Genomic DNA, 6,173 nt, shown 5'->3' with positions numbered 1-6,173 from the left:
GATCCATCAGTCTTACAGCACAAGCACCCACACGAATTGCTTGATTCAACTTGTTAAAGAGCGGTTGGTTAAGACCTCTGTCTCAACCGAGGCGCGCATTCTACGCTAACCTCTTGTCCTGTCAAGCATTTTGTTCAATCGATCTAACCTGCTGAACTGCTTGCCGGACCTGCCGGATCAGGAAACCTGTTCTGGCAGCGGGAGGCGTATTCTACACAAACCCAGGGGCTTGTCAACTACCGCTTCCCTCTTTCCGCTTCTGCCAGACCGGAGGCCTGGCCCTGACTAAACAGCTAAGCTATTGATCTACAAGGCTTTTTGCTGTTCCGTTGCAGCGGAAGTGGGCGCATTATAGGCCCCTCCGCTCACAGGTCAAGCTTTATTTGAAATATATCTGTAATCAACCTTTATCGATCTTGATAGAGATCGACAGGCGCCAGAAAGTAGCCCTGCTCACTTTGGACGACGCGGTATTGCTTTATCTCTCCGGGTGCAAGCAACAATGACTGACTCTTTATAGAAGCCATTGGAGCAGAGCAATAGCCAGCACCCAGCGAACGCAGCGTAACAGTGGTTTCGCCCGGCGGCAGGTTAAAGGATACGCTTTCGCCAGCCATCAAACGGGCGGCCAGCTCATTCTTAAGGTAAATGCCAACATCACAGGCAGATGTAGTGGCTGTATCCCCTCGAGTAATCATCAAGACTGAAGGAGAGCCGCCTGCAGCGCCCGGGCTATTAATGGTCTGGGCACAGGTGACGCTAGCGTGAAACGCCAGAATGCCTGCTAACAGCTTTAGGGGATGCCGCATGTTGGTTTCTCCTGCTCACCTGTGGTGATGATGTTCTGCTCTGCTCAAGCGTGGAACAGAGCCTTTCCTTTATATCGACAAAGCGCCCGAATTCTTATTACACGGTGCTCATTTTTTTGCACGGCGAAAAGCCTACCTGTCGGCCTTACCTACCGCTTACCTGATTGACTCAAAAAGCCCTTTCGCTTGGCTTAGACCTCTGTAGAATGCCGCCGCCCAAACCTTGGCTCTGTTCTTGCTAAACGGGGAAAAGCCTAACCGAGCGGACAGGTTTGGAGCGTTTATTACTAAAGAACGACTTTTCTCTAGGAGCAGACAATGAGCCGCGCCCTTTCTTCCGTTGTATTAGCCAGCGGCCTGTTGTTAACAGGAAATGCTATGGCTGATGGCATGTTACATTGGCAGGACAATAGCCTTACCTACCTATACGGGCAAAATTACAAGGTTGATCCTGATACCCAGCAAACGATCACCTTTGAACATGCCAGTGACTGGTCATGGGGCGATATCTGGTTTTTTGTCGATAACAGCTGGTACAACGGTGTCGGGCGCGCCAACGCCAATGGCCATCACAGTTACTATGGCGAATTCAGCCCTCGCTTCTCGCTGGGTAAGCTGACGGGTACCAAATTAGAGCTTGGCCCGATCACTGATGTGCTGCTGGCCACTACCTATGAGTTTGGTGAAGGTGATGTCGATAGCTACCTGATCGGCCCTGGTTTCGATCTGAAGGTGCCCGGCTTCAATTTCTTTACTCTGAACTTCTACTATCGCAAGCCTGAAGGTAGCCGGGTTCGCTCAGGCGCCTGGCAGGTTACGCCCGCATGGTCCATTACTTTGCCGGCGGGGACTTCAGATATCCTGTTTGACGGCTACATCGACTGGGTCGTCAATAATAGAAACGATAACAAAACTCCTAGTCGCAGCTATCACGCCAATTTCCACTTCAACCCACAGATCAAATATGACCTTGGCAAGGCGATGGGCTACGAAGCCAAGCATATGTATGTAGGGGTGGAGTACGATTACTGGTCTGACAAATACGGCATCAAAGACAGCCACGCTTTTCGCACGGACCAGAATACTTTTAGCGTAATAGCCAAATATCATTTCTAAGAGCTTAGGCGCAGCGCCTATTTGATGCGCTGCGCCTGCTTATGCTACTCATTTTATCAAGCGCCGTTCTCGAAACACGGCACTCCTGAAGCCCTGACTGGCTTCGTTAATACCATTGCCCAGCGGGTTGGCTTGCTCAAGGCCAACGTACATTACTGCTTCACACGTTAGACTTCATATGGCTCTGCTGGCCAATATCCTTGAGCTCTGGCAGTACACTTAACACGCCTACGTTTGAAGAAGATCCTGCTGAAGCATTGGCTCGCTACATTCAAGCCAAAATGACGCTTTCTCGGCCGTACTTTCTAGCCTCGCATATTTTTGCCATGGAAATTGTTGGTGACGGTACTTGCCTGTATGAATATTTCGATCACGACTACCGGAACTGGTTTAGGCAGCGGGCAGCTGTCTTTGAAGCATGGATCAAACACGGCAAAATGGATCCCGTTGACCCTGTACATCTTATTTTCGTGTTACGGGGCAGCACTTAGCACTATGCTGACTTTTCCAGCCGACTCTGCCATGTGACAGGACGCAACCAATTGACTGACCAGGATTTCGAGGCAGCGACCCATACGTTGACTCATATCATATTCAAGGGCTGTAGCCTTCAGCTGCCGGCTCGCATATGAGCGAAACACTATTAGTTGAAGCGGTGTTTCAGGAAGAGATCCGCAAGAGTCGCTTTCAGGCCTTTGCTGCGCCTATTTCAAGTGCTGCCGATGCGCAGACTTTTATTGACCGGGTCAGCGACCCTGGCGCTACTCACAATTGTTGGGCCTGGAAGCTTGGCCAACAATATCGCTTCAACGATGACGGCGAGCCTGGCGGGACTGCCGGCCGCCCCATCCTAACGGCCATCGAAGGGCAGAACTGTGACCGTGTGGTTGTAGTGGTAACACGCTGGTTCGGTGGCATAAAGCTGGGGACAGGTGGATTGGTGCGTGCATATGGAGGCTGTGCTGCCAAATGCCTTCAACAGGCTGAGCGTGTGGAGTTGGTACCTCGAGTTCTGGTGGCCTGCCACTGCACTTATTCTGAGCTTCCCCTGCTCGAATCCAGACTACATGAGTTTGATGCTCTTCTAGACGACAAAGCATTCGGTGCCTCGGGTGTCGATATTCGCCTGGCTTTGCCGGAAGAGCGTCTTTCTCCTCTAGAGCGCTTTCTGGCAGATGTTAGCCGGGGCCGCATAGTGTTGCACCGTATCCAGGAATAAGACTACCCAAGCGAAGCGTATAGCTTCGCTCTTCACCGCTTCGAACGGCACAAGAATTGCTGCCTTATGGTGCGCAGGAGAGAGACCCTGCTCTGCAAGCGTGCAATTAAGGCTTGCGGGCTCGTCTTCTCTGCCATTTAACATCTGCACCTAACATCAAAGCATGTAAATCACGTCAGGCAAAATGCGCCATTTCAGTGCGCCGACCTTGAATACTGACTGCTTTTGGTGCCGTTATTCATTCTTGTGTAACTGCCAATCATGAACGAACTGCAAAGCGCCGTAAGCATTCTGATCCACGGATCCAACACATTATTCATTCTGGTAGGCGCTGTCATGGTTCTAGCCATGCATGCTGGTTTTGCCTTTTTGGAAGTAGGCACGGTTCGCCAGAAAAACCAAGTAAATGCGCTATCAAAAATACTAGCCGACTTCGCCATTTCTACCCTGGCTTATTTTTTTATCGGGTATTGGAGTGCCTATGGCGTCAACTTCTTTGGCCCGGCTGAAGCGCTAATGGCCGATAACGGCTACGCCTTGGTGAAGTTTTTCTTTCTGCTGACATTTGCAGCCGCTATTCCGGCGATTATTTCTGGCGGTATTGCTGAGCGGGCACGGTTTGCACCACAGCTCTGCGCAACGGCTCTAATCGTGGCTTTTATCTATCCGTTTTTTGAGGGAATCGTCTGGAATAACAACCACGGCCTACAAGCGTGGCTTGAAGCCTCTTTTGGCGCGAAGTTTCATGACTTTGCCGGATCGGTTGTGGTGCACGCCGTTGGGGGTTGGCTTGCATTGGGAGCCGTCCTGTTACTCGGCCGCCGTAACGGTCGTTATCGCGATGGGCGGCTGGTGGCGTTCCCTCCCTCCAATATTCCTTTCCTCGCACTTGGCTCATGGATTCTGATTATTGGCTGGTTTGGCTTTAATGTCATGAGCGCTCAGACACTGGACGGCGTGAGCGGTCTGGTTGCCGTAAATTCGTTGATGGCCATGGTAGGCGGTGTCGTGGCGTCGCTTATCTTTGGGCGAAACGATCCAGGTTTTCTACACAACGGTCCGTTAGCTGGGCTGGTTGCAGTTTGTGCCGGTTCGGATTTGATGCATCCTATTGGTGCATTGGCAACAGGCTTGGTTGCTGGAGGGCTCTTTGTATGGGCATTCACTGCCACCCAGGTAAAATGGAAAATCGATGACGTTCTGGGCGTCTGGCCTTTGCACGGCCTATGCGGCGTCTGGGGTGGTATCGCATGTGGCATCTTCGGGCAACCTATGCTGGAAGGCCGTGGAGGCGTAAGCCTTGTCAGCCAGCTGATTGGCACATGTATGGGCGTAGCGATTGCACTGGCAGGCGGACTAATCGTTTATGGCGTCATCAAGAAAGTGCTTGGTCTGCGTCTGACGCAAGAGGAGGAGTATTACGGAGCGGACTTATCCATCCACAGGATTTCTGCTACCAATCCAGAATAAGTGCTTGATTTCAAAGCGTGTATAGGATTAGCAGGCGCGTTGAGAGGCTCGACTTGCTCACACTTAACGTGGATGGGGCTGTGGATAAGCCAAGGATACATGTGCCAAACGCATATGTTGCGCGGCTCAGGGAAAATTGATCACTTTTTGATCACTCCATGACGGATTGCTCCTTTATCTTGCTCCCCTGTAGATTTTCAGCCCTACCCTAGTGCTAATGGCCTACAGGCCTTCCCTTGCCTAGCCGTTTATTAGGAGTCTAGTAATCCCAATTGTTACTAAGAATATGGCAGGCCGAAAATAAGGTGCATTGAATTTTCAAGTTGCCACTTTCTGAACGATGCATGGAGCGGGCAAGCATTACCAATGCCCGCCCTCAGGATCAGAGACCGATGATTGTCAGCATAATAAAGGTCAGGAACAGTACAAAGTGAGTCATGCCTTCAATTGCATTGGTCTCACCGTCATTGAGATTGATAGCAGCAATGATGAGTGTGACACCCATCATGACAGTCTGCACTGGGGTCATAGCCATTTGCATAGGCTGCCCGGTATAAAGTGCAATGGCCTCAACAACCGGCACCGTTAGAATAACGGTGGAAAGCGATGCTCCCAACGCGATGTTGATAACAGACTGCATGCGGTTGGCCATAGCTGCACGCAAAGCAGTAAGAATCTCTGGACTGGCTGAGATAACAGCAACCACCAAGGCAGACACCATAGGCGGAACCGGCAGCCCTTCAAGACCAGCGTCCAGTGATTTTGACATGACTTCAGCCAATGCGCCTGTCACTACCACGCCTACAATCAGCAGACCAACCGATAACCCTGCATTCGCTGGCGCTTCGTGCTCCACGACAGTTGAGTCACCAGCAGGCTTCTTTTTCTTCTTTTCTGGATAGTTGTAGCTGAAGAAATAACTATGGGGACCAGTCTGCATCCGCAAAAACAGGGCATACATCAAGACCATTACGATAATGGTAAAGCCGGAGTAGACATGCCAGCGCTCGACCGGGATGAATTCCGGTACCAGCATGGAGATACTCACTGCGGTCAGGATCATTACCCCATAACTACGACTGGAATCATCATTGTAGCGCTGCTCGCCATGCTTGAGCCCTCCAAGAAGAGCGGCCAAGCCGATCAGTCCATTGATATCAAGAATAACAGCTGCGTAGATCGTATCTCGCGCCAGGGTCGGCGAGTGATCGTGCCCCATCATAATGGCTAGGATGATCACTTCTACCAGCACCGCCGAAAGCGTCAGGATCATCGTACCGTAGGGATCACCCACTTTTTCAGCAAGCACCTCTGCATGGTGAGCAACACGCATGGCAGCGCAGATGATGGCTGCGATCAGAGCCACCGCCCCGACCAAGGCAATCGTCTGTCCGCTTCCTACCAATTGATGCTCGAAGACATAGGCCAGCACGCCGGCCGCAATGGCGATCAGCAGGAATGCTTCGCCCTTCAATGTTGAAACCATGTAAGTCGTATCCTTTGAAAGACTCGCCTCATGCGGCGAAAGGCCAGCCAATTGACGGCATAGGGTTACGACA

General features: G+C 51.4%; 5 protein-coding genes and 1 pseudogene. 4 read left to right on the top strand and 2 right to left on the bottom strand.

Annotated features, from left to right (window positions below):
- Positions 1 to 407 precede the first annotated feature (407 nt).
- Positions 408 to 809 carry a hypothetical protein gene (locus tag GM154_RS05160; protein ID WP_010795499.1) on the bottom strand — a complete coding sequence of 134 codons (402 nt, stop codon included), beginning with the start codon at positions 807 to 809 and terminating at the stop codon, positions 408 to 410.
- A gap of 318 nt (positions 810 to 1,127) precedes the next feature.
- On the opposite strand from GM154_RS05160, the gene GM154_RS05155 reads away from it, so the two are divergent.
- From GM154_RS05155 to GM154_RS05140, 4 genes and pseudogenes are all read left to right on the top strand, one after another.
- The gene (locus GM154_RS05155; protein WP_010795500.1) at positions 1,128 to 1,925 is read left to right on the top strand and encodes an outer membrane protein OmpK; all 798 of its coding nucleotides are present in this window, start codon (positions 1,128 to 1,130) and stop codon (positions 1,923 to 1,925) included.
- Positions 1,926 to 1,991: 66 nt separating this feature from the next.
- Positions 1,992 to 2,557: pseudogene (locus tag GM154_RS05150) on the top strand (TetR family transcriptional regulator C-terminal domain-containing protein); the annotation flags it as partial.
- Positions 2,554 to 3,144 carry a YigZ family protein gene (locus tag GM154_RS05145; protein WP_219651183.1) on the top strand — a complete coding sequence of 197 codons (591 nt, stop codon included), beginning with the start codon at positions 2,554 to 2,556 and terminating at the stop codon, positions 3,142 to 3,144. The pseudogene GM154_RS05150 and the gene GM154_RS05145, both read left to right, overlap by 4 nt.
- A 261-nt stretch (positions 3,145 to 3,405) precedes the next feature.
- On the top strand, positions 3,406 to 4,614 hold the full coding sequence (locus GM154_RS05140) for an ammonium transporter (RefSeq protein WP_219651182.1): 1,209 nt from the start codon (positions 3,406 to 3,408) through the stop codon (positions 4,612 to 4,614).
- Positions 4,615 to 4,996: 382 nt separating this feature from the next.
- On the opposite strand, the gene GM154_RS05135 is transcribed toward GM154_RS05140, so the two are convergent.
- A complete protein-coding gene (locus GM154_RS05135) occupies positions 4,997 to 6,100 on the bottom strand; it encodes a calcium:proton antiporter (protein WP_219651181.1) in 1,104 nt (367 codons plus the stop codon).
- Positions 6,101 to 6,173 lie beyond the last annotated feature (73 nt).

This window comes from Pseudomonas sp. MAG002Y (assembly GCF_019400845.1).
GTDB lineage: Bacteria > Pseudomonadota > Gammaproteobacteria > Pseudomonadales > Pseudomonadaceae > Chryseomonas > Chryseomonas luteola.
Note: the sequence above shows the minus strand (reverse complement) of the source record. Positions and strands in the feature narration are given on the sequence as shown.